Source organism: Arsukibacterium ikkense, assembly GCF_000987775.1.
GTDB classification, from domain to species: Bacteria; Pseudomonadota; Gammaproteobacteria; order Enterobacterales; family Alteromonadaceae; genus Alishewanella; species Alishewanella ikkense.
Genome location: NZ_LAHO01000003.1, coordinates 42,082 through 65,296, shown reverse-complemented (window position 1 = coordinate 65,296; position 23,215 = coordinate 42,082). Strand labels below are relative to the sequence as shown.

Sequence of the window (23,215 nt, the reverse complement as noted above, 5' to 3'; positions counted from 1 at the left end):
TGTTTTAAAGCGCGAGACAACGCAGGATTCTACCACATAAAATGGCAGTTGCCATGCCTGTTATACATGCCAAAGCCCGTCTGCTATTTGCTGAAACAGATCAAGGCTTTATAATGGCAAAAATTTTAAGGTCTGAACCATGACACAAAATACAAATGTTGATCCAGCTGAAATTGCAAAATTTAATGATATTGCCGCCCGTTGGTGGGATCTGGAAGGTGAATTTAAACCACTGCATCTGTTAAACCCTACCCGACTGGGCTATATCAGCGACATCGCGGGCGGTGTTTTTGGTAAAAGCATTGTTGATGTTGGTTGTGGCGGTGGTATTTTAGCAGAAAGCCTCGCCCGCAGCGGTGCTGAAGTTACCGGCATTGATATGGCCGACGATGCGCTGGCAGTGGCGCGACTGCATGCACTGGAAACCGGTGTTAACCTCAGTTATCAGCAAAGTACGGCTGAGGCTTTTGCAGCCAGCCAGCCAGCTGCCTTTGATATTGTTACCTGTATGGAGATGCTGGAACATGTGCCGGCGCCAGCGTCAGTGGTACAGGCCTGCGCTGATTTAGCCAAACCGGGTGGTTTACTGTTTTTTTCCACTATTAACAAAACGCTAAAAGCCTATGCTATGGCGATCGTTGGTGCAGAATATATTCTGCAACTGGTGCCCAAAGGTACCCATCAGTTCAGTAAGTTTATCCGGCCATCGCAACTGATGCGTGATATCGAACAGGCGGGTCTGGAACTGGTCGATGCCACCGGCCTGCATTTTAATCCGTTCAATAACAGCTTTAAAATCGGGCCTGGCCTGGATGTAAACTATTTTGTGGTGGCTCGTAAGCCGGCTAATAGCTGAATCAGTTGTCTGATGGCGTTAGAGCTCAGACTAACGGCCATCAAATAGCCAGTTACACTTAAAAGCTGCTGCTTAGAACAAATAATTTTATGGCGAAGAAAAAGCTTGCTTCATTTATGCCATTTCTCCGATAAGCGCTTACAGGTTAGTAGCTACTAACCGGCTGCAGTAGCGACTTTTTTTTCAGCAATTTGCGCCCTTGCAAAAACCCTCAATCCACACTATCTTGTGATCAGTTTTTAATTTACACCTATATGTTGTGCAAAACGCCAGCAATCAGGTGCGTGTAATGGGCCGTGCGCTAACGGGCTGTCAGTTAATAATAACATTGAAACGGAACTCTTCAGCGATGACGCAAAAACTCTTTGTCACCAAACGTGACGGACGCCGTGAACCTCTCGATTTAGATAAAATTCACCGGGTCATTACCTGGGCTGCCGAAGGCCTGCACAACGTCTCGGTATCACAGGTTGAGTTAAAATCTCATATTCAGTTTTATGATGGTATTAAGTCGGCTGATATTCATGAAACCATTATTAAAGCTGCGGCCGATCTGATTTCAAAAGACAGCCCTGATTATCAGTATCTGGCAGCCAGATTGGCGGTGTTCCATTTGCGTAAAAAAGCTTATGGTCAGTTTGAACCGCCACACCTGTACGACCATTTAGTTAAGATGGTAGAAGCCAAGCGTTATGATCAGCATATTCTGGCAGACTACAGCCGGGAAGAGCTGGAAACGATCAATAGCTTTATTGATCATGGTCGCGACTTAAATTTTAGTTATGCGGCCGTTAAACAGCTGGAAGGTAAATATCTGGTACAAAACCGGGTTAGCGGTGAAATTTATGAAAGTGCCCAGTTTTTATATATTCTGGTGGCCGCCTGTTTGTTTGCTAATTACCCTAAAAGTACCCGTTTAGATTTTGTTCGCCGCTTTTATGATGCTACGTCGTTATTTAAGTTATCGCTGCCTACGCCGATTATGTCAGGTGTGCGTACGCCAACCCGTCAGTTCAGCTCTTGCGTATTAATTGAGTGCGGTGACAGTCTGGATTCGATTAACGCCACTTCCAGCGCCATTGTTAAGTACGTGTCGCAGCGCGCCGGCATTGGCATTAACGCTGGCCGCATTCGGGCATTAGGCAGCCCTATTCGCAACGGCGAAGCTTTCCACACCGGTTGTATACCGTTTTACAAGCATTTCCAGACCGCCGTTAAGAGTTGCTCACAAGGTGGTGTGCGTGGTGGTGCGGCGACCTTGTTTTTCCCATTATGGCATTTAGAAGTCGAATCGCTGCTGGTATTGAAAAACAACCGCGGGGTGGAAGAAAACCGAGTGCGCCATTTAGATTACGGTGTGCAGTTTAACCGGCTGATGTATACCCGCTTAATTAAAGATGACTACATTACCCTGTTCAGCCCGTCAGATGTGCCGGGCTTATACGATGCGTTTTTCCAGGATCAGGAGCAATTTGACAAGCTGTATGTTAAGTATGAAGCCGATAGCAGTATCCGTAAAAAGCGGATCAAGGCGTTAGAGTTATTTACCTTGTTTATGCAGGAGCGGGCCAGTACCGGCCGCATTTATCTGCAGAACGTGGATCACTGTAATACACACAGCCCGTTTAACCCGAAACTGGCCCCGGTACGGCAAAGCAACTTATGCCTGGAAATTGCCCTGCCAACCAAGCCATTGGAACATGTGAATGATCCTAACGGTGAAATTGCACTATGTACTTTGTCGGCATTTAACCTTGGCGCGATAACAGAACTGAGCGAGCTGGACGAACTGGCAGAGTTAGCCGTACGCTCGCTCGATAGCTTACTGGATTATCAGGACTACCCTATTCCGGCCGCTTACCATGCCTCTATTAATCGCCGTACCTTGGGTGTTGGCGTAATTAACTACGCATATTATCTGGCGAAGAACGGCGTGAAATACTCAGATGGTTCGGCCAATGGGCTCACCCACCGTACTTTTGAGGCTATTCAGTACTACCTGTTAAAAGCATCAAATAAGCTGGCGCAAGAGCAGGGCCCCTGCCCTAAATTTAATGAAACCACTTATGCCGAAGGTATACTGCCTATCGACAGCTACAAAAAAGATTTGGACAAAGTATGTGCTGAGCCGTTGCTACTGAACTGGGAGCAGCTACGCAAAGATATTCTGCAATTTGGTCTGCGTAACTCGACCTTGTCAGCCCTGATGCCGTCAGAAACCTCTTCGCAAATTTCTAACGCGACCAATGGCATCGAACCACCACGTGGCCATATCAGTGTTAAAGCCAGTAAAGATGGCATTTTAAAACAAGTGGTGCCGGAGTATGAGCGTTTAAAGGATCAGTATGAACTGCTATGGGATATTCCATCCAACGATGGCTATCTGAGCCTGGTAGCCATCATGCAGAAGTTTGTCGACCAGACCATTTCGGCCAACACCAATTATGACCCGAATAAATTTGACGGTGGCCGGGTACCGATGAAGTTGTTGTTAAAAGACCTGCTTACCGCATACAAGCTGGGGGTAAAAACCATGTATTACCACAATACCCGTGACGGTGCAGCTGATATGCAGGAAGATATTAAACCTGAGCAGGAAGACGACGGCTGTGCCGGCGGGGCCTGCAAAATTTAACACGGAAAAGTCATCGCTCTGCTAAGCCGGAGCGTAATAACGACAGGTTTTTAATCAGGATATTTACAGCAATGGCGTATACCACTTTTAATCGCGTAATGAATGATCAACTGAAAGAGCCGATGTTCTTCGGTAATGCGGTCAACGTGTCACGTTATGATCAGCAAAAGTACCCTATCTTTGAAAAGCTGATTGAAAAACAATTGAGTTTTTTCTGGCGGCCGGAAGAAATTGACGTTAGTAAAGACCGGATTGATTTTCAGAACCTGCCAGATCACGAAAAACACATTTTTTTAAGTAACCTGAAGTATCAGACGTTACTGGATTCAGTACAGGGCCGTTCACCGAATGTGGCCTTTTTACCTATTGTCTCGATACCAGAGCTGGAAACCTGGATTGAAACCTGGGCCTTTAGTGAAACTATTCATAGCCGTAGCTATACCCATATTGTACGTAATATCACCGCAGAGCCGCACAAAGTCTTTGATGATATTATGCTCAATGAGAAGATTCTGGAGCGTGCAGTCGATGTCACCCGCTACTATGACAGCCTGATCGAAGGTATCAACCTGTATCAGCGCTGCGGTGAAGGTGATCATCAGATCAATGGTCAGACAGTTAGCATTACCTTACGCGAGCTGAAAAAACGTTTATATCTGTGCATGTTGTCGGTCAATGTGCTGGAAGCTATCCGGTTCTATGTCAGCTTCGCCTGTAGTTTTGCCTTTGCTGAGCGTGAACTGATGGAAGGTAACGCCAAAATTATTAAGTTGATCGCTCGCGACGAGGCGCTGCATCTGACTGGTACCCAGCATATACTGAACATTATGGCCGCAGGTGACGATGATCCGCAAATGGCAGAAATTGCCAAAGAATGTGAAGAACAAGCCTATGCCATTTTTCTAAAGGCCGCTGAGCAAGAGAAAGATTGGGCCCAGTATTTGTTTAAAGATGGTTCGATGATTGGCCTGAACAAAGATATTTTGTGTCAGTATGTTGAATATATTACCAACAGCAGAATGCAAGCCGTTGGTTTAAAAGCCCGTTTTAGCACCACGCAAAACCCTATTCCGTGGATTAACGCCTGGCTGGTGTCAGATAATGTCCAGGTCGCACCGCAGGAATCTGAAATCAGCTCTTATCTGGTTGGCCAGATCGACAATGAGGTTGATGGTGATGAATTCGGCGATTTTGATCTTTAATTCCACCTTAGATGCCTGAAATTACAGTAGCAGGACAAGCTGCCATCAGCTTTGATGGTAGCCAACCCAGCATCCTGCATAGCCTTGAACAGCAATTACCAGATATCAGCTACCAGTGCCGTGAGGGATATTGCGGTGCTTGTCGATGTAAACTGCTCAGTGGCAGCATTCAGTATTTACATGAACCGCTGGCATTTGTCCGTCAGGGCGAATTTTTGCCTTGCTGTAGCGTTCCGCTTACTGATATTCACATTGAAATACCCTGAGCCCTCTGGTAATTATTTGCGTTATATCGCACACTTAGCCAGTGTTCATCTTGTTCAGAGGCCGGTTTTAATGAAGATTGCTTTGTTAGGTTTGTTATTTAGTTTTTCTACTTTGGCAATCGAATTAGACCAAGCCAGCAATTGGTTTGAGCGTGCTCAGTATCGGAAAATTATCACCGAGCTTGACCAGCAACCTGAGTTTAAGCACAACCCTGATCTTATTGCTTTGTATATCAAGGCAATGTTTAATTTGCGGCAGCGAGAACAAGCCAATACATTATTAAATCAGTTAATTATTGAGTTTCCAGAGCATAGCGAATTACTTTATCTGGCTGGCATTAACAAAATAGTACTGGCCGCCGATGGCGCTCTGATAAATGCCCGCCAACGCACCAGCGATGGTTTGCAATTACTGTTACAGGCTATTAGCGTTAATCCACACAATTATCCTGCGCAACAAGCATTAATCAGCTTTTATCAATCAGCTCCCGCTGCGGCAGGCGGCAGCAAAGAGTTAGCCGCTGAACGCGCCAGGTTGCTGGCAGAGCTGAATCCACTACAAGGCGTGCTGGCTCAGGCACAACTGTTAATTCTGGAAGAACGGTTAAGTGAAGCCGTTGCGCTGTTAGATAAACATTTGCAGCAGCAACAGAACCAAGCTGACTTACTGGCCATTAAAGCCAGCATTCTTGCCAGGCAAAATGCACATATCGTCGCGCTGCAGTTGTACAGCAAAACAGCCGAGTACAGCACGGATCCAGCCCAACGCTATAGTGCCTTGTATCAGATAGGCCGCTTGGCCGTGCTGACGAATAATAATGTGCTTGAAGGGATCACTGCCTTGTCTGAATATATTGGCTATTACGCCGATAGCGAGCAAAGTCGGCTTAACTGGGCAAAACTCAGATTGGTACAGTTATTTATGCTGGCAGGCAGTAACGTCAGAGCAGAATTGTTGTTTGCAGAGATTGCCAATACTACCAGTGCTGATGAGCAGTTTATGAATTTAAAAGATCAGGTTAAACTGCAGTTAGCCACGCCAGAGTAAAAGGCGGTAACTAACTGCAAGGAGGCGGGACTGACAGTGTTACTGCCGAATGCCCTCTACCGTCAGTTCAAGATAAACCGTTGATGAGGCGGGACCTAAATCATAGTTAATACCAAAATCCTTTAATTCAAATGACGTTGCCCCCGCAAAACCGGCACGATAGCCACCCCAGGGATCCGTGCCTTCACCAAGCTTTTCTGCAGCAATTACGATGTCACGGCTAATACCATTCAAAGTGAATTTACCATGTAAATCAAACTTATTGTCTGCTTTAGCTATCAGCTTGGTGCTGCTAAAAGTCGCTTGCGGATGGGCGGCCACATTGAGAAAATCCGGGCTGCGTAAATGTTGATCGCGTTCTGTGTGGTTTGAATCTATGCTGGCAGTGTCTATCACCAGATTAATATTTGAGTCAGTCAGTTTTTTCGCATCATAACTGAACTCACCACTAAAAGTATTGAAGCGGCCATACAGCCAACTGTAACCAAGATGACTGATTTTAAATTGAATAAAAGCATGAGCGCCGTCAGTATCTATTACATAATCAGCGGCCTGCGCTGGCAGGGCAACTGCTGCAGCCAGGGCACTGGCTAAGATAAGTTTTTTCATGGTTGAGACTCCGGTTAGTTTGCCAATATGGTTAAACGAAATATGAATACCAACAGCATACAGCAGACTAATGGAAAGAAAATTACAATAAAACGCGCTTAACATTCTATTAATTAGAAAGATTTTGGCCTGAGATTATTCAGCTCAGGCCATATCTGAAGCGGTAAATGGTTAACGCCTATTCAAATTTACCGTCGCGAATATGCTTTTCACCACGGGCGTTAGCCAGTTGCACCTGTTTTTGCCGTTCAGCAAACGCCGCTTTTTGCTCATCGGTGGTTTTATTGTAGCAATGCGGGCAACTTAACCCCTTCACATAGTGCTCAGAGGCCATTTCTGCCACAGACAATGGCATCCGGCAGGCATAGCACTGGTCATAGCTGCCCTGCTCCAGACCGTGTTTCACCGCGACCCGCTGGTCAAATACAAAGCACTCACCTTGCCATAAACTCTGTTCAGCAGGCACCTCCTCTAAATATTTTAAAATGCCGCCATCAAGGTGATATACCTCATCAAAGCCTTGCTCTTTCAAGTAGGCAGTGGATTTCTCACAGCGAATACCGCCGGTACAAAACATTGCCACTTTTTTATGTTTGGCTTTATCCAGGTTATCGGCGGCCCACGTTGGAAACTCACGAAAGTTAGTGGTATTAGGATTAATCGCATGTGCAAAGGTGCCAATGGCAACTTCATAATCATTACGAGTATCAATCACCAGAGTATCAGGATCGCTAATCAACTGATTCCAGGCATCGCCTTTAACATAGGTACCAACGATATGTTTAGGGTCGATACCGGGTACCCCCATGGTGACAATTTCATTCTTCAGTTTGACCTTGGTGCGATAGAATGCCAACTCATCGGCAAACGACTCTTTGTAACTTAAGCCATCAAAACGGCCTTCGTTGTCAAGCCAGGCTTTAACCGCATCTATCCCGGCTCGCTCGCCACAAATAGTGCCGTTAATACCTTCTTCAGCCAGCAATAAGGTGCCTTTAACTTTATTGTCAACCAGCAGGTTGTATAGGGTATCGCGCAGAGTTACATAATCAGGCAGATGAACAAATTGGTATAAAGCAGCAACAACGTACATAGGGTTTCCTCTTGCAATACTGGATCGTAAATCCAGAGCAAATTAATCACGGCCCGCATTATACCCTTATATAAAACAGGGGCAAGTCAGAGGCTTTGAAAACTACTGAACAGCAAGTGCACGGCCAACGCCAGCAACAGCAAGCCCATCAGGCGGTCAAACCAATAGCCTTTTAACAGTAAAAATCCACGAACCCGGGTATTGGTTAAAACCAGCGATAAAAAGATAAACCAGGTCGCCGTTGCCACAGCCATGTAGAGCCCATAAATCAATTTATAGCTGAGCGGTGTTTGCGCCGATATCACCACGGCAAACAGTGACAGAAAAAACAAGGTGGCTTTCGGGTTCAGGCCATTGGTAATAAAGCCTGCACTAAAAGCTTTGGTGCTGGCCGGTGTAGCGGTGTGCTCCATAGCTATCGCCTCCTGGCCAACGGGTGGCCTCGAGCGTAACGCTCCCTGCGCCAGATAAAGCAGGTAACAGGCCGCCAGCACCGACAGCAATTGAAATAACCAGGGAGTGGTTTTAATTAATACACCTATACCCACCAGAGAATACGTTACATGCAGCAGAATGGCGACGCCTATCCCCAAACTGGCAAAGATTGCGGCCCTGCGGCCATAGCGCACGGCATAACGCAGTACTATGGCAAAATCCGGCCCAGGGCTGGCGACAGCCAGCAGATGCACAGATGCAATCAGTAAAAACTCCGGCCAAAATGCCATTACCACACTCCCCAACAGATAAAATGCTATGCAATCAGCATGGTACCGCTTTAATCACTGTGACAGTAGCCAGCGATTATAAAAAATGATCTTTAAAGCGTCCCCACTGATAATATAATTGCTGGCCCTGGCGGCGAAACGCGCTAAACGGAAATGTTGGCAGCTGACTTTGGTAAATGGGCAAAGCCGGCAGGCGTTGCCCACAGACCAATTGCGCCAAACGCTTACCCGCTAAGCTACTAAAAGATAAACCACTGCCACAATAGCCCGCGGCATAAAACAGCCCGGGCTCCGGTGAGTAAATTCGTGGTAGATCATCAAAGGATACCCCTACCCAACCACTCCACTGATATTGATAGTTCAGTTGCTCCAGGCCAGCAAAGCAGCGTTTTAACGCCACCAGCAAACGACTGGCATATATGGGGTCGGCTGCAGCTTTGCCAGTAATGGCACCACGACCACCAAATAAAATCCGCTTATCGGGTAGCAGCCGATAGTAATATTTCAGGGTTCGGGTATCCATCATAATGCTATTTTGTTGCCAGTTCAGCTGCTGCAACTGGTTGTCAGTAAGCGGCTCTGTAACAATAACGCTGCTAAGCACTGGCAGGCAGCTGTTGTTAAGTTGCGGGTAGAAACCTTTTGCGGTATAGGCGTTGGTTGCTAACACGACATTGCTGGCGTTGATCACTGCTTGCGCAGTGATCACTTTAAAACCCGCACCCTGGCGTAAAATACTGCGCACCGCGGTTTGGCCGAAAAGTTTGGCACCGGCCTTAACCGCCAGTTGCGCATAGCCACGCGCCAAGGCCAGTGGGTTCAGGCCATAACAGTCAGGGAAATGCACTGCCGCATCAGCTTGCTGATGCTTAACCACGCTCTGCTGTATTTGTGATTTAGTGAGGAATTTCGCCTGATAACCAAAGTGTTGCTGCAAAAATTCAGCCTGCTCAGCCAGATCCTTTGCCATCGCCGCTTTATGCGCTAATTTGTAATAACCTGCCGCTTGTGGCTGACAGTCAATATTACCTGCTGTAATTAGCTGATTAACCCTGGCCACTGCCTCACCATATTCCTGATGAAATAGTCTGGCGGTATCCAGGCCAAACTTACTTTTCAGTTGCGCCAGCCCCAGCCGGCCCGTACCTCTGAGTACAAAGCCACCATTGCGGCCACTGCAGCCCCAACCCGGCTGCAATGCATCAACCACCACCACATCGCGCTGTGCGGCTGCAGCGAGCTCAAGGCCGCAATTTAAACCGGTATAGCCGGCACCGATAACCAGAGTGTCGCAACTGAGATCCTGTTGCAACGACGGATAATGAATCTGGCCAGGGGTTACTGCCTGCCAGTAGCTGGCGACATCTGTTTGCTTGCTGTTTAGCTCACTGTCAATATAAGGATCGTACATCAGTTCTTCCCAGGAAATAACAACGCCATTTCCGCTGCTGAACAGTGACAGCGGTTACCACAAATCGGGCAAATATAGCCCGCCGTTTCACTTAAGTGCAACCAGCGATCCGGATGTACCTTGAGCAGTGTTGCACCGGCTTTACTAAAGTAACGCTCAGCGCCATTGCCCGGGCTTTCCCGCCAGATATGTGCTAAGCCGGCAGTTGCACCCTGCTGGGTCAATGCCGCTATTGACGCTTTTAGCAGGGTTGAGCCCAGGCCCTGTCCTTGCAATTCGGGAGCAACGGCGACCGACTTAAAATAAGCCATCTTGTCTGGAAGCACAGGCCATAGATTTACAGAACACCACTGATCCAGCGGCCATTGGCCTGCGGCAAAACTTAGTCGGTATCCCACTACTTTCGACTCTAGTAAAGCGACATAACTGGCATCAATACCATCCTTAATGCCGCGTTGGTGTAACGCCGTAAGCTGGGCAAGATTAAGGTAATTATCACCGTGAACCTGATTCGCTAATTTAATCACTTGTGGAAAAAAGTTAGCTGACATTTCTGCAATCGATTTCATAAAACCCCGTAAAAGCTGGCTTGCAGCGGATGGCTGCGTCAATTCAACACCAACTGTTCGACCAATGGCTATAAAACTGCGATGGACAACAGCGTAATTTTAAAATATGGTTAATTTGGCGCTTTTGAACAATCAGCGTTATCTATAAAAATAATCCAGGAAAACACTATGAAACACAACAATAAATACCATCCGGTTGCGCATGCGGTTAAGTATGCCATAGCAACCACTTTTGCGTTAGGTATAGCAAGTGGCGCAGCTGTCGCACAGGAAGCCACTGAGACTGCGGCAAAAGAACAAGCGGTAGAAAAAATTGCGGTGGTGGGTAGTCGTTCAGCCCCCCGCTCAATTGGTGATTCACCGGTACCAATCGATATCATAGGTGCTGATGAGCTGATGAAAAACGGCAGCACTGATATGCTTAACCTGATGACAACCACAGTCCCCTCACTTAATGTTCATTCTAATCCAATAAGTGATGCCGCTACCTTAGTCAGGCCAATGAATTTACGTGGCCTGTCAGCCGATAGCACTTTGATCTTAACCAACGGCAAACGTCGACACAAATCGTCGGTTATTGCTTTTTTAGGTGGTGGTATTAATGACGGTGCTCAAGGTGCCGACGTATCGGTTATTCCCGGCATTGCACTTAAGCAAGTAGAAATTTTACGAGACGGTGCTGCTGCACAGTATGGCTCTGATGCAATTGCCGGAGTAATTAACTTCGTGCTGAAAGATGCCGACAGTGGCGGCAGCTTTGAAGTTAAACACGGCGAATATTATGCTGGTGACGGCACCAGTACAGAATTTGCCGGTAACATAGGTATGCCCTTAACTGATAACGGTTTTGTCAATGCCAGTTTTCAGTACAAAAATGTTGATCCGACCAGTCGCAGTGTGCAGCGCCCGGATGCGCAAGCTTTTGCCGACGGTGGTAACCCTCATATCGCCCCTATTACCCAGGTGTGGGGATCGCCCAAAATAAAAGATGACATCACTATTTTCATCAATGCTGGTTTAGATTTGGGCAATGACCGAGAAGCTTATCTCTTTGGTAACTACTCAGAACGTGATGTGACCGGGGGCTTTTACTACCGTAACCCGTACAACCGAGGTGGTGTGTTCTCAAACGATGGCGGTGAAACCCTGCTTATTGGTAACACTGACTTCTCAGCCGGTAATTGCCCGACTATTGGCCTGACTGATGGTAATGGCAATAACTTGCCATTTAATGCGGTTAACTCGGCAGTGAATGCCTTACCCGCCAATTGCTTTTCATTCTTCTCCATGTTTCCAGGCGGTTTTACCCCAACCTTTGGTGGTAACGTAACAGATACATCACTGACTGCAGGGACTAAAGGCGAGTTTAAGAGTGGCTATTTTGAAGGCATTATGTATGACTTTAGCGGCTCTGTGGGTCGGAACGAGTCAAGTTACATGATGACCAACACCATCAATGCCTCGCTGGGGCTGGATTCTCCAACTGAATTTAACCCCGGCAAATACATCCAACTGGAAAAAAACTTCACGGCTGACTTTGTTAAGTTCGTGCCCGTTGGTATATATGAAGACTTAACCGTGGCTTTTGGTGCTCAGTGGACCGAAGAGTCGTTTGAGGTAGTTGCAGGTGATTTTGCCTCGTTTCAGGTAGGTGACTTTGTCGATCAGGGCTTCAGTATTGGCTCCAATGGTTTTCCTGGATTTAAACCTGAAGATGCCGGCGTGTCATCGCGCAGAAACTACGCTCTTTATACTGACGTAGAAGCTGAAGTAACGGAAGCATTGCTATTGGGCTTTGCGTTACGTTTTGAAGATTATGATACCTTTGGTTCAACCTTGAATTACAAACTTACCGGACAATTCCGGTTAACCGATGATTGGGCAGTGCGGGCATCTCACAGCACGGGTTTCCGGGCACCCACTGTTGGTCAGGCCAACGTCAGTAACGTGCAGACAAACCTTGAGTCAGGCTTACTGGTTGATTCAGCGTTATTACCACCTACCAACCCGGTATCGTTAGAGCTGGGCGGTTCAGAGCTGCAACCTGAAGAATCCACCAGTTATGCTTTAGGTGTGGTTTATTCAGGCGCAGCTGTCTTTATGACACTTGACTACTTCCGTATCGATGTTGATGACAGGATCAGTCAATCCAGTAAAATTAATCTTACTGATGCCAACCGCGAAGCGTTAAGAGCCGCAGGTGTCAAGAACGTTGATTCTATTCAACAAGTCAGCTTCTTTACCAATGATTTTGATACCAAAACTCAGGGTGTCGACTTTGTCGCCAGTTACTCAACCTTCTTGTTAGATGGCCGCAGCAGCTTTAACTTTGCTTATAACTGGACCGATACCAAGGTTAAAAGCGCAACAGCCATTACTGGCCTGGATAAAGTTTCCCGGCTTGAGAATGACTTACCAAACCACCGCGCTACCTTAACCTGGAGCCAGAGCTATGATGATTGGTCGTTCTTCTTAAGATCAAATTACTATGGTGAGTATCAGGGCGTGCATGTTGACTGGGTGGGTGTGCCCGGCGATCCAGGCACTGAGGTTAATGCCAAAGCAAAAGTCACTTTTGACGCTGAATTAAGCTATTTTATTAATGATAGTTTCTCAGTGGCCATTGGTGCCCAAAATCTATTTGATACCAAGCCTGAGCGCATTAATATGAGCGCAGTTGGCTTACCAAATGGTGCTTTTGGTGCTAAGTACTATGAAACCTCGCCTATGGGGATTAATGGCGGCTACTATTACGTAAAAGGCGTTTATCGTTTCTAACGCTAAAACAACATAATGCAAAAGCCCGGTAACCCGGGCTTTTTTTATAGCTAAAATAATGGCAACAAGGCCTGCAGCGGATGGCGTGGTTTATCTCCAACCAGCCGCTTTACCTGGCTGCGGCAGGAAAAACCGGTAACCAGAATTTGTGTTACCCCAAAGCGCTCGATTGGCGCGCGCCAGCTCATATCAAACAAGGCTTTGCTGTTATCAAAGTTCTGCGCTTCATGGCCATAAGTACCGGCCATGCCACAACAGCCGACGGACACCGGCGTTAAATTAAGCCCGGCCCGTTGAAAAATTTGCTGCCAGGCCGCTTCTGTAGCCGGTAAGGCAGTTTTTTCTGTGCAATGAGCAAGTAGCGCAAACTCGGCCACGCCGTTAGCTTTTGGCAAGGGTTGCTGTACCAACCACTCATGTAACAGCTGCACCTTAAAGTTGCCACGCTCATCGCCCAGCGCTTTATTATATTCATCGCGATACACTAGTACTAATGATGCGTCCAATCCCAGCATGGGTAATTCAAGCCGTTGTAATTGGTTTAAAAACTGGGCTGCACTGGCCGCAGTTTTGGCAAACTCTCGTAAGAAGCCTTTAACATGTTGTGGCTTACCATTGGGTAAAAAGGGTAACAGCACCGGGTTAAAACCCAGTTTCTCAATTAAGCGCAAAGCATCCGCCGCCAGTTCAGCTTCATAAAAACTGGTAAAAGGGTCCTGCACTAACAACACGGTTTTTGCTTTATCGCCCGGCGCCAGTTGTTGCAACGCCGCCAGATCAAACCGGTACTTGCCGCCTAATTGCTGCGCCAGAGTCGGCACAGATAATAGCGGCGTATCAATATAACCCACGGTACTTTTAAGCATGGCGGCGGTTAGTTTTCGCCGTAGTACAAAATTAACCAACTTCGGCGCCTTGGCCAGTAACGGTGCCGTCCTTTCAATATTACCAACAATATAATCTTTGGCCGGGCGTAAATAACGGCTGTGATATAGCTGCAGAAAGCGTGATCGGAACGAGGGCACATCTACTTTTACCGGACACTGACTGGCGCAGGCTTTGCAAGCCAGGCAGCCTTCCATTGCGGCCATCACTTCATGAGAAAAGTCCTGCTCACCCTGCCGTTTCGCTACCGAGTTTCTGATTTTTTGCCACAAACCTTTGATACCTTCAGAATTTTCAAGCAGCTGCTGCTCTTGTGCCAGCACATCTGTACCTTGCAGCTCGGTTAAGCGTAACCATTCCCGCATTAAACCGGCCCGGCCTTTCGGACTATGGCGTCGGTCTTTAGTCACTTTACTGGACGGACACATTGGCGAGCTTTCTTCATAATTGAAACACAGGCCATTACCATTGCAGTTTAAGCTGCTGTCAAAGCTGGCCTTTACGGCAACAGGGATTTGCCTGTCAAACCAGGCTCGCTTCTGGCCGTCAACAGACACCAGTTGTTCAGCACTATGGTAAGGCGTACAAATTTTCCCCGGGTTTACTCTGTTGCGGGGGTCGAAAGCGGCTTTAATTTTACGCAGCTCGTTAAACAGCTCATCACCAAAAAATGCCGGGCCATATTCACTGCGGTAACCTTTACCATGCTCGCCCCACATTAAACCGCCATATTTAGCGGTAAGTGCTACCACCTGATCAGAAATGGTTCGCAGCAGTTTTTCCTGCTCAGGGTCGCATAAATCAAGCGCGGGACGAACATGCAATACGCCGGCATCAACATGGCCAAACATGCCATATTGCAAGCCATAGCTGTCAAGCAATGCCCGAAACTCCATAATAAAGTCGGCCAGGTTCTCAGGCGGGACGGCAGTATCCTCAGCAAAGGCTATCGGTTTTTGCGAACCCTGAGTATTACCCAGCAGGCCGACCGCCTTTTTGCGCATAGCGTAAATATTACTGATTGCGCCAGTATCATAGGTTAACTGGTAACCAATAATGCCATCGGTTTGATCAGCGATAGCAGTATCTAATCTGGCCGTTAACGTTGCAATTTTTTGTTCTATGTCCAGCTGGTCTTCGCTATTGTATTCGACCATATTCAGGCCTTGCATCTCAATGCCGGGCACATCAGTAATCAATGCTTTAACCTGATGCCAGATAATATCGTTACGGGCTAAATTCAGTACCTTACTATCTACGGTTTCTACCGACGTTGCCTCTGCCGCAACCAGAAATGGCGCATTGCGTAATGCGCTTTCAAAACTGTCATACTTAACGTTAAGCAGACATTTATACTTGGCAATAGGGGTAATATTTAACTTTGCTTCAGTAACAAAACCCAGTGAGCCTTCAGAGCCGGTTATAATGCGGGATAAATCAAACTCGGTTAAGTCATCATTAAATACATGCTCTAAATCATAACCGGTTAAAAACCGGTTTAAGCGCGGAAAGGTTTGCAGAATTTGTGGCCTGAACTGGCGGCAGCTATCCAGCACCTGGCGATAAATCCGGCCAATGCTACTGGGCATTTCAGCGCGGTGTTCTGCTTCAAAAGTAGCCATTTTATGCGTTTTTAACACATTGCCATCGATCAAAACGGTTTTTAATGCCTGCACATGATCGCTGGTTTTACCATACACCAATGAGCCCTGCCCCGATGCATCGGTATTAATCATACCACCTATGGTGGCGCGGTTAGAGGTAGATAAATCCGGTGCGAAGAAAAAACCATAAGGTTTTAAAAAGGCATTAAGCTGATCTTTAATCACCCCCGCCTGCACCCTGACCCAGCGCTGCTCGACATTAATCTCTAAAATATTGCGCATATGCCGGGACAAGTCGACCACAACGTGTTCAGTTAATGCCTGACCATTGGTGCCGGTACCCCCGCCCCGCGGGCTGAATTTAATATGAGAAAAACTGGAGGTTTGCGCCAGCGACGTCAGTATAACCAAATCATCGGTTGTTTTAGGCAGTAACACGGCCTGCGGTAATGCCTGATATACACTGTTGTCCGTTGCTACTGCTAAGCGGCTGCCATAGCTGGTTTCAATGTCACCGCTAAAGCCAGCGGCAAGCAGGGCTTTACTAAAAGCAACGATACTGGCATCCAGTGCCAATTCAGGGTTAAGCTTTGGGATCATAAGCCGTATTTCACTCCATATGGCCCATCTTGGCCGCTTTGGTTGCCAGATAACGATGGCTATGAGCCGTGGTTTTTACCCTATGCTGCACCCGCTCCAGAATATTTACTCCTGCTTCCGTCAATGCTTTTAACTTTCGCGGATTATTGGTCAGTAAGCGGATTTGCCGCACACCCAGCTGTTCAAACATTTTCGCGGCAATATCGTATTCGCGCATATCGGGTAAAAAACCGAGAATCTCATTGGCTTCTACCGTATCCAAGCCCTTATCTTGCTCTGCATAGGCGCGAATTTTATTGATAAGGCCAATGCCACGGCCTTCCTGGCGCAAATACAAAATACAACCCCGCCCCAAATCAGCAATCTTACGCATGGCCGCTTCTAATTGCGGGCCGCAGTCACAACGCAGACTAAACAGCGCATCGCCGGTCAGACACTCTGAATGCACTCTGGCTAGCACGGGCTCGTCGGTAGTAATATCACCCAGTGTCAGGGCAACATGCTCTTTGCCATTAGCGGCGACAAAACCATGTAGCCGAAATTCGGCAAAGGGTGTGGGTAACACCGTTGAGGTGACAAGTTTAATAGTCATTGATACTTCTCAGCATAAAAAAGCGAACTTTGCCGGCTATTAGTTGGGCCAGAGCCAGCTAAAATCAAGCACGTAACATACGGGCATTATAACAGCCTGGCTCACCCCCGGCACGGCAATATTTTGTGATACTATCACAAAATCTACCTTAAATTAATGCAACGCTGCGCTGGTTGGCAGCAATATTCAGATTTGCCTGATCCAACCGGGTAAACTCAGGTACAATATTGCGCCTTTTAACTCTCTTCATGCATTCAGGATATCTTATGCTGCGTTTTTTTGAGCGACTGACCAAACCTTTTCCGGCAGCAGAACCCGGCCAGCCACCACGCGGCTTACTGGCGTTTTGCCGGCATTACACCAAAGGCATGGAAGGCTCGTTACTATTTATGTCATTGTCATCAGCTATTCTGGCTATTCTGGAAGTGTCACTTTTCAGCTTTATGGGGCAATTAGTTGACTGGCTGGTGGCCAACGATCCTGACAATTTCTTCAGCGATGAGCGGAGCACGCTGATATGGATGGCACTAGTTACCTTAGTGCTATTACCATTAATGACCTTTATTCACTCGGCTATTGTCCATCAGACCCTGCTCGGTAATTATCCGATGTCTATTCGCTGGCAGGCTCACCGTTATCTGCTACGCCAGAGCGTCAGCTTTTATCAGAACGACTTTGCCGGGCGTATCGCCACCAAGGTAATGCAAACGGCCTTGTCAGTGCGGGAAACCGTAATGAAGCTGCTGGATGTGATGGTGTATGTATTGGTGTACTTCAGCGCCATGTTGTTTTTCGTCGCCGATGCTGATGTCCGCTTAATAGTACCGATGCTAGTCTGGCTGGTACTGTATATAGCCTTACAGTTTTATTTTGTGCCCCGGCTAAAACGGGTGTCTACCGCCCAGGCCGACGCCCGCTCGGAAATGACCGGACGCATCGTCGACAGCTATACCAACATTACAACCATTAAGCTTTTTTCGCATACCAATCGCGAAGAAGGCTACGCCAAAGACAGTATGGATGTATTCCTGCAACCGGTTTATCAGCAAATGCGCCTGGCTACCGGCCTGAGCGTGTCGGTGCAAACACTTAATTATGTTTTAGTATTCAGCGTAGCGGCGTTATCGCTGTATTTATGGGCAGGTAGCGCCATTACCGTTGGTGCTATTGCTATCGCTATCAGCCTGGCATTGCGTTTAAATGGCATGGCGCAGTGGATCATGTGGGAGGTGAGCAGCTTATTTGAAAACATCGGCACGGTGGCAGATGGCATCGCTACGCTGTCCCGGCCCATTGAGGTAAAAGATAATGCCAATGCCACTAAATTGACCGTGCCACAAGGCAAAATCGAGTTTCAGCAGGTCAGCTTTAACTACGGTAAAACTACGGTTGAAGGGGGCAAAGCGGCCGTGCTGCAGCAGCTGAACCTGCTGATAAAACCGGGTGAAAAAGTAGGCTTAGTCGGCCGCTCTGGCGCCGGCAAATCCACCCTGGTTAACCTGTTACTGCGATTTTATGATATTGAAAGCGGTAAAATTCTGATTGATGGCCAGGATATCAGTACGGTTTCTCAGGAAAGCCTGCGTCAGCATATTGCGATGGTCACTCAGGATACATCGTTACTACATCGTTCAGTACGCGAGAACATTGTCTATGGCAAACCTGATGCCACTGAAGCAGAACTGGCGTTAGCAGCAGAGCAGGCTGAAGCAAGCGATTTTATTGCTGATTTAACCGATCCTAAAGGTAACAGCGGTTTTGATGCGCAGGTGGGCGAACGTGGGGTTAAACTGTCTGGAGGTCAGCGTCAGCGCATTGCGATTGCCCGGGTGCTGCTGAAAAACGCCCCTATTCTTATTCTGGATGAAGCCACCTCAGCGCTCGACTCAGAAGTAGAAGCCGCCATTCAGGCCAGCTTAAATAAGCTGATGGACGGTAAAACCGTTATCGCTATCGCCCACCGCTTGTCGACCATTGCGCAAATGGACCGACTGATTGTGCTGGACCAGGGCACTATAGTTGAACAAGGCACGCACAGCGAGCTTATCGCCAGTGGCGGCATTTATGCTCAGCTGTGGGCGCATCAAACCGGTGGTTTTATTGGCGTGGAGTAACTTTCCAGCCTGCTTGTTGTAGCATTCGCCCAATAAAAAACCCGGCGCAAGCACCGGGTTTTTTATCTGACCGCTTTATTACGGCTGTTTAGTTTGTTCAGCTTGTTGCTTTGCCAGCCGTTTTTCCCAGAAGGTGGCGTTCTTAATGCCAAGCTTTACCGGGTCAAAACTAATCGGGCCACCCGCTTTCTTTTGCTGTTCATAATCACGTAAACACAGCATGGCAGGTTTGGCGACAAAGAAAATCGCCAGAATACCGACGATATTAATCCAGGCCATTAAGCCCACGCCAATATCACCGATGTCCCAGACATAACCGGCAGCATTGACCATACCGTAAGCGACCATTGCCATAATGACAATTTTCACCAGTACCAGTGGAATATTACCTTTAAAATAACGGTTTAAATAAGCAACATTGGTTTCTGCAATATAGTAGTAAGCCAGGATCGTGGTGAAGGCAAAGAAAAACAGTGCCAGGCCTACAAACCACTGACCAAAATCACCAAACACACTTAACAACGCCATCTGAGTAAAGGCCGCCGAGCCAATTTCAGTTGCGGCATCGACGTTCTGGACGATAAAGCTGCCATCGGTCAGCTCACCTACCACGTTATACTGCTGGGTAATTAAAATCATTAAGGCGGTAGCGGTACAGACAAACAGCGTATCAACATAAACAGAAAATGCCTGCACTAACCCCTGCTGAGCCGGGTGGTCGACTTCAGCCGCAGCCGCAGCATGCGGGCCTGTGCCCTGTCCTGCTTCATTAGAATAAATACCGCGCTTTACGCCCCAGCCAATAGCCGCACCAAAACCTGCCTGAGCAGTAAAGGCATCAGATAAGATCAGGCTGAACACCCCTGGCACTTTATCCAGATTTAAAAAGACAATAATTAATGCCATCACGATATAACCCAGAGCCATAAACGGCACCACAATTTGGGTGAAATGCGCGATACGTTTAATACCACCAAAGATAATAAAGGCCAGCACAATTAAAATAATCGCCAGCGCCACCAGTTTATGAGTACCAACTTCACCAAAACTGGTAATTACCATATTGCCGTCGCCAAATACCTGGGTGAAAGCGTTACCCACCGCATTGGCCTGCACGCCGGGTAAAAACACACCACAGGCAATAATTGCCGAAATAGCAAACATAATGGCCAGCCATTTCTGGCCCAGACAACGCTCAAAATAATAGGCTGGGCCACCACGATACTGACCATCTTCTTCAACTTTATAAATTTGTCCCAGTGTCGACTCTGCATAAGCGGTACTGGCGCCTAAAAACGCCACTACCCACATCCAGAAAATGGCACCCGGGCCACCAAAACCAATGGCGGCTGCCACACCGGCAATATTACCTACCCCAACCCGGCCTGATAGTGATACTGCTAAGGCTTGAAATGACGAGATGCCTTTTTCTGATTCATTACTGCTAAACAGCAGCTTACACATTTCTTTAAAATGCCGAACCTGAGCAAAACGGGTTAAAATTGAATAAAACAAACCGGCGCCAAGGCATAAAAAAATCAGTGCCGGGCTCCAGATAATGCCATTAAGCGCATTAACAAAAGCTTCCATGTGGATCCCCTATAGTCATTATGTTATTGCTGTTATTTGCCAATAATTTGCCATAAGCGCCTGAGAATAGCTATAAAAAAGCCCCAGACAATGGGGCTTAGCGCTTAATTAACGGCCACGGCCGGTAAATTTAATCAAGTGTTACCGTATTTCTCTGCCAGATATAGCCAGGTTTCCAACACCGTATCCGGGTTTAAAGAAACGCTATCGATACCTTGCTGCATTAACCAGCCGGCAAAGTCTTCATGATCAGAGGGACCCTGCCCGCAAATACCAATGTACTTGCCTTTGGCTTTACAGGTTTTAATGGCCATTTCCAGTAATTTATAAATAGCCGGGTTACGCTCATCAAACAGGTGGGCAATTAAACCACTGTCCCGATCCAGACCAAGGGTTAACTGGGTTAAATCATTCGAACCTATCGAAAAACCATCGAAATATTCCAGAAACTCTTCAGCGAGCAACGCATTAGATGGCAGTTCACACATCATAATAACCCTCAGGCCATTTTCACCGCGTTTTAAACCATGCTCGGCTAACAGCTCAATCACTGCTGCGGCTTCTTCCAGGGTTCGTACAAACGGGATCATTACCTCAACATTGGTAAAGCCCATTACGTTGCGCACCCGCTTCAACGCTTCTACTTCCAGGGCAAAGCAATCGCGGAAGTCCTTGGATATATAACGCGAGGCACCACGAAAGCCGATCATCGGGTTTTCTTCATGTGGCTCGTACTGACGGCCGCCAACCAGATTGGCATATTCGTTTGATTTAAAATCAGACATTCTGACAATGACTTTTTGCGGCGCGAAAGCACAAGCTAAGGTAGCAATACCTTCCGTCAGTTTGGCGATATAAAACTCCACCGGATTGGCATAACCGGCAATCATTTCGTTGATCGTGGTTTTAAGCTCAGGTGTCTGCGCATCAAAATTAAGTAAGGCTTTAGGATGAACACCTATCATCCTGTTAATAATAAATTCCAGGCGGGCCAGGCCAATACCGGCATGCGGCAATTTAGCAAAGGAAAACGCCCGTTCCGGATTACCGACATTCATCATGATTTTTAAGTTCAGCGCCGGCATCTGGTCAACCCGGCTACTCACCACTTTATACTCCAGTTTGCCTTCATAAATAAAACCGGTGTCACCTTCTGCGCAGGATACGGTAACCTGCTGGCCGGTTTTCAGCTTACTGGTTGCATCGCCACAGCCGACCACTGCCGGAATACCCAGCTCTCTGGCAATAATGGCAGCATGACAGGTGCGGCCGCCGCGATTCGTTACTATCGCAGAAGCCCGCTTCATTATCGGTTCCCAGTCCGGATCGGTCATATCCGTTACCAGCACATCACCTGGCTCAATCTGGTCCATCTGCTCGATACCTTTCAGCACTTTGACAGTGCCGGCACCAATCCGCTGACCAATTGCCCGGCCTTCCACCAGCACCGGTGCGCTGCCTTGCAACTGGAAACGCTCCATGCTGTTACTATCTTCACGGCTTTTTACTGTTTCGGGCCGTGCCTGCACGATGTATAACTTGCCGTCATTACCGTCTTTTGCCCATTCGATATCCATTGCCCGGCCATAGTGCTCAGCAATAATCACCGCTTGTTTCGCCAGCTCTTCAACCTCGGCATCGGTTAAAGAGAACTGCTGACTGCGCTCAATGGCAATATCTACTATTTTTACCTGTTTACCATGGCCTTGTTCAGAGGAGTACACCATTTCAACTTTTTTACTGCCTAAATTACGCTTTACCACCGCCGGCCGACCTGCCGCCAGGGTTGGCTTATGGACGTAAAATTCATCAGGGTTAACTGCCCCCTGCACAACCATCTCGCCCAGGCCGTAAGAAGAGGTAATAAAGACCACCTCTTCAAAACCCGACTCAGTATCAATACTGAACATGACACCAGACGACGCTAAATCAGAGCGAACCATTTTCTGCACACCAGCTGATAGCGCAACACCGCGGTGGTCATATCCCTGATGCACCCGATAAGAGATAGCCCGGTCATTAAATAACGACGCAAACACATGTTTTATGGCAATAATGACGGCATCATAACCACGAACATTTAAGAAGGTTTCCTGCTGGCCTGCGAACGAAGCATCTGGCATATCTTCAGCGGTAGCGGACGAGCGAACGGCAAAAGAGACATCGTGCGTTGGTTCCGCATGCAATTGCTGGTAACCCTGGCGGATCGCCTGTTCTAATTCTGGTTGAAATGGCGTATCAATAACCCACTGGCGGATTTGTGCCCCAGCTTTGCTAAGAGCAGTGATATCATCAACATCGAGACCGTCGAGCAGCTGATAAATGCGCTCGTTGACCCCGCTTTGTTCAAGAAACTGATTAAAGGCATCAGCTGTGGTGGCAAAACCGCCTGGTACCTGCACCCCGGCACTAGCCAGGTTACTGATCATCTCACCTAAGGACGCATTTTTGCCCCCTACCCGATCCACATCGTGCATTCCCAGCTTTTCATACCAAATCACAAATTCTTGCACAGTTCGTCTCCATTTTTTGTTGTAGGGCGTGTAAGCTTACAGCAAGTATTACATAGCACAGCGATTTTACACTCTGGCTGAGGTTAATTAAAACCTTAATTTTCATGTAATTTAATAACAACAAA

16 protein-coding genes are annotated in these 23,215 nt (G+C 47.4%); 7 read left to right on the top strand and 9 right to left on the bottom strand.

Features of this window, described 5'->3' with window-relative positions; translation table 11 throughout:
- The first annotated feature begins 139 nt into the window (after nucleotides 1–139).
- The 5 genes from ubiG to WG68_RS03950 all read left to right on the top strand — a co-directional run bounded on the left by ubiG (nucleotide 140) and on the right by WG68_RS03950 (nucleotide 6,007).
- Entirely contained in the window at nucleotides 140–856 is a 717-nt protein-coding gene (gene ubiG, locus WG68_RS03970; RefSeq protein ID WP_046556375.1) for a bifunctional 2-polyprenyl-6-hydroxyphenol methylase/3-demethylubiquinol 3-O-methyltransferase UbiG, read from the top strand.
- Nucleotides 857–1,205: 349 nt separating this feature from the next.
- Nucleotides 1,206–3,491 (top strand): class 1a ribonucleoside-diphosphate reductase subunit alpha, encoded by a 2,286-nt coding sequence (gene nrdA / locus WG68_RS03965; protein WP_046556606.1) that lies wholly within the window; start codon nucleotides 1,206–1,208, stop codon nucleotides 3,489–3,491.
- 71 nt (nucleotides 3,492–3,562) lie between these two features.
- Nucleotides 3,563–4,693, top strand: coding sequence for a class Ia ribonucleoside-diphosphate reductase subunit beta (gene nrdB / locus WG68_RS03960; RefSeq protein ID WP_046556374.1), 1,131 nt, complete (start codon nucleotides 3,563–3,565; stop codon nucleotides 4,691–4,693).
- Between the two features lie 11 nt (nucleotides 4,694–4,704).
- Nucleotides 4,705–4,959 (top strand): class I ribonucleotide reductase maintenance protein YfaE, encoded by a 255-nt coding sequence (gene yfaE, locus WG68_RS03955; RefSeq protein WP_046556373.1) that lies wholly within the window; start codon nucleotides 4,705–4,707, stop codon nucleotides 4,957–4,959.
- A 70-nt stretch (nucleotides 4,960–5,029) separates the two neighbouring features.
- On the top strand, nucleotides 5,030–6,007 hold the full coding sequence (locus tag WG68_RS03950) for a tetratricopeptide repeat protein (protein ID WP_052748951.1): 978 nt from the start codon (nucleotides 5,030–5,032) through the stop codon (nucleotides 6,005–6,007).
- 39 nt (nucleotides 6,008–6,046) lie between these two features.
- On the opposite strand, the gene WG68_RS03945 is transcribed toward WG68_RS03950, so the two are convergent.
- From WG68_RS03945 to WG68_RS03925, 5 genes are all read right to left on the bottom strand, one after another.
- Nucleotides 6,047–6,616, bottom strand: coding sequence for a YceI family protein (locus WG68_RS03945; protein ID WP_046556604.1), 570 nt, complete (start codon nucleotides 6,614–6,616; stop codon nucleotides 6,047–6,049).
- Between the two features lie 178 nt (nucleotides 6,617–6,794).
- The gene (trhO, locus tag WG68_RS03940; RefSeq protein WP_046556372.1) at nucleotides 6,795–7,709 is read right to left on the bottom strand and encodes an oxygen-dependent tRNA uridine(34) hydroxylase TrhO; all 915 of its coding nucleotides are present in this window, start codon (nucleotides 7,707–7,709) and stop codon (nucleotides 6,795–6,797) included.
- Between the two features lie 86 nt (nucleotides 7,710–7,795).
- Nucleotides 7,796–8,434, bottom strand: coding sequence for a LysE family translocator (locus WG68_RS03935; RefSeq protein ID WP_046556371.1), 639 nt, complete (start codon nucleotides 8,432–8,434; stop codon nucleotides 7,796–7,798).
- Between the two features lie 76 nt (nucleotides 8,435–8,510).
- Entirely contained in the window at nucleotides 8,511–9,845 is a 1,335-nt protein-coding gene (locus WG68_RS03930) for an NAD(P)/FAD-dependent oxidoreductase (RefSeq protein WP_046556370.1), read from the bottom strand.
- Complete coding sequence (locus tag WG68_RS03925; RefSeq protein ID WP_046556369.1) at nucleotides 9,845–10,414, bottom strand: GNAT family N-acetyltransferase; 570 nt, start codon at nucleotides 10,412–10,414, stop codon at nucleotides 9,845–9,847. The genes WG68_RS03930 and WG68_RS03925 overlap by 1 nt, the downstream gene beginning before the upstream one ends.
- 168 nt (nucleotides 10,415–10,582) lie before the next feature.
- On the opposite strand from WG68_RS03925, the gene WG68_RS03920 reads away from it, so the two are divergent.
- Entirely contained in the window at nucleotides 10,583–13,192 is a 2,610-nt protein-coding gene (locus WG68_RS03920) for a TonB-dependent receptor plug domain-containing protein (RefSeq protein WP_046556368.1), read from the top strand.
- A 50-nt stretch (nucleotides 13,193–13,242) separates the two neighbouring features.
- Here the strand turns inward: WG68_RS03920 and ydiJ are convergent, their stop codons facing one another.
- Together ydiJ and ribA are read right to left on the bottom strand one after the other, a co-directional pair.
- A complete protein-coding gene (gene ydiJ, locus WG68_RS03915) occupies nucleotides 13,243–16,281 on the bottom strand; it encodes a D-2-hydroxyglutarate dehydrogenase YdiJ (RefSeq protein WP_046556367.1) in 3,039 nt (1,012 codons plus the stop codon).
- A 10-nt stretch (nucleotides 16,282–16,291) separates the two neighbouring features.
- Entirely contained in the window at nucleotides 16,292–16,873 is a 582-nt protein-coding gene (gene ribA / locus WG68_RS03910) for a GTP cyclohydrolase II (RefSeq protein WP_046556366.1), read from the bottom strand.
- 266 nt (nucleotides 16,874–17,139) lie between these two features.
- On the opposite strand from ribA, the gene WG68_RS03905 reads away from it, so the two are divergent.
- On the top strand, nucleotides 17,140–18,987 hold the full coding sequence (locus tag WG68_RS03905) for an ABC transporter ATP-binding protein (RefSeq protein WP_046556365.1): 1,848 nt from the start codon (nucleotides 17,140–17,142) through the stop codon (nucleotides 18,985–18,987).
- Between the two features lie 78 nt (nucleotides 18,988–19,065).
- Here the strand turns inward: WG68_RS03905 and WG68_RS03900 are convergent, their stop codons facing one another.
- Together WG68_RS03900 and ppsA are read right to left on the bottom strand one after the other, a co-directional pair.
- A complete protein-coding gene (locus tag WG68_RS03900) occupies nucleotides 19,066–20,577 on the bottom strand; it encodes an alanine/glycine:cation symporter family protein (RefSeq protein ID WP_046556364.1) in 1,512 nt (503 codons plus the stop codon).
- 134 nt (nucleotides 20,578–20,711) lie between these two features.
- Nucleotides 20,712–23,090, bottom strand: coding sequence for a phosphoenolpyruvate synthase (ppsA, locus tag WG68_RS03895; protein ID WP_046556363.1), 2,379 nt, complete (start codon nucleotides 23,088–23,090; stop codon nucleotides 20,712–20,714).
- Nucleotides 23,091–23,215 lie beyond the last annotated feature (125 nt).

What these genes read in the sequence shown, in the direction of transcription:
- nrdB (WP_046556374.1), top strand. Translation starts at nt 3,563, where the DNA reads ATGGCGTATACCACTTTTAATCGCGTAATGAATGATCAACTGAAAGAG.
- yfaE (WP_046556373.1), top strand. Translation starts at nt 4,705, where the DNA reads ATGCCTGAAATTACAGTAGCAGGACAAGCTGCCATCAGCTTTGATGGT.
- ydiJ (WP_046556367.1), bottom strand. Translation starts at nt 16,281, where the DNA reads ATGATCCCAAAGCTTAACCCTGAATTGGCACTGGATGCCAGTATCGTT.
- WG68_RS03925 (WP_046556369.1), bottom strand. Translation starts at nt 10,414, where the DNA reads ATGAAATCGATTGCAGAAATGTCAGCTAACTTTTTTCCACAAGTGATT.
- WG68_RS03935 (WP_046556371.1), bottom strand. Translation starts at nt 8,434, where the DNA reads ATGGCATTTTGGCCGGAGTTTTTACTGATTGCATCTGTGCATCTGCTG.
- WG68_RS03950 (WP_052748951.1), top strand. Translation starts at nt 5,030, where the DNA reads ATGAAGATTGCTTTGTTAGGTTTGTTATTTAGTTTTTCTACTTTGGCA.
- WG68_RS03920 (WP_046556368.1), top strand. Translation starts at nt 10,583, where the DNA reads ATGAAACACAACAATAAATACCATCCGGTTGCGCATGCGGTTAAGTAT.
- ribA (WP_046556366.1), bottom strand. Translation starts at nt 16,873, where the DNA reads ATGACTATTAAACTTGTCACCTCAACGGTGTTACCCACACCCTTTGCC.
- WG68_RS03945 (WP_046556604.1), bottom strand. Translation starts at nt 6,616, where the DNA reads ATGAAAAAACTTATCTTAGCCAGTGCCCTGGCTGCAGCAGTTGCCCTG.
- ubiG (WP_046556375.1), top strand. Translation starts at nt 140, where the DNA reads ATGACACAAAATACAAATGTTGATCCAGCTGAAATTGCAAAATTTAAT.
- WG68_RS03905 (WP_046556365.1), top strand. Translation starts at nt 17,140, where the DNA reads ATGCTGCGTTTTTTTGAGCGACTGACCAAACCTTTTCCGGCAGCAGAA.
- WG68_RS03900 (WP_046556364.1), bottom strand. Translation starts at nt 20,577, where the DNA reads ATGGAAGCTTTTGTTAATGCGCTTAATGGCATTATCTGGAGCCCGGCA.
- WG68_RS03930 (WP_046556370.1), bottom strand. Translation starts at nt 9,845, where the DNA reads ATGTACGATCCTTATATTGACAGTGAGCTAAACAGCAAGCAAACAGAT.
- trhO (WP_046556372.1), bottom strand. Translation starts at nt 7,709, where the DNA reads ATGTACGTTGTTGCTGCTTTATACCAATTTGTTCATCTGCCTGATTAT.
- nrdA (WP_046556606.1), top strand. Translation starts at nt 1,206, where the DNA reads ATGACGCAAAAACTCTTTGTCACCAAACGTGACGGACGCCGTGAACCT.